Source organism: Pseudomonas capeferrum (genome assembly GCF_013523055.1).
Lineage (GTDB): Bacteria > Pseudomonadota > Gammaproteobacteria > Pseudomonadales > Pseudomonadaceae > Aquipseudomonas > Aquipseudomonas capeferrum_A.
In genome coordinates this window covers 1-717 of record NZ_JAAMQM010000064.1, presented here as the reverse complement: position 1 = coordinate 717, position 717 = coordinate 1, and the positions used below count along the sequence as shown (strand labels likewise).

Annotated in this window: 1 protein-coding gene; it reads right to left on the bottom strand. The window is 63.5% G+C overall.

Going from position 1 to position 717, the window contains the following annotated elements; translation table 11 throughout:
* Nucleotides 1-717 (bottom strand): immunoglobulin-like domain-containing protein (locus G7009_RS28365; protein ID WP_375139582.1); only part of this gene is annotated, 717 nt, incomplete at both ends.

Sequence of the window (717 nt, the reverse complement as noted above, 5' to 3'; positions counted from 1 at the left end):
AGGCGGTGGTCTTGCCTGCCTTGACCGTTACGGTGTCACCGTTGCTCAGGGTGACGGTGAGGTCACGCTCCAGGCTGCGGTTGAGGGTGACGGTGAAGGTGGCCGGCTTGTCCTCGGTGATCGAGTTCTGATCGGCCGTGATGCCGACGGTGACCAAGTCGCCGCCGTTCGGTGTACCTGGGGTACCTGGGTTATTCGGGGTACCGGTTTCGTCAGTGACCGTGGTGCAGGTGTAGCCCGAGGTCGACAACTTCTCGAAGACGTTGCCACCGGTGATGCCGGTGATCGACTTGTTGATGACGGGCTGGCCGCCGACGTAGGCGTCGTCGGCCGTGGTCAGCACATAGGTGCCGCTGGCCTTGCCTGCCTCGATGGTGACGAGACCGCCGCCTTCGAGGGTGAAGGTCATGCCCTGGTGACCGATCACCGGCAGGCCATCCTTGCTGCTCAGGGTCACGGTGTAGGTGATCTGACCGCCTTCGGCGACAGTGGTCTTGTCAGCGGTCAGGGTCGCCACGACATCGTTGATGGTGTCGGCGATCTGCACGGTGGCGGAGCCACCCAGCTGCAGGTTTTCGAAGGTCTGGCCGTCAACGGTGGCATCGGTGATACCAACGGTTAGCGAACCGGCGTCCTTGAAGACGTCCTCGCCCTGGGCATCGGTGCGGTAGGTGGCTTCGGTCTGGCCCGCGGCGATCAGGACCTTGTCACCATTGG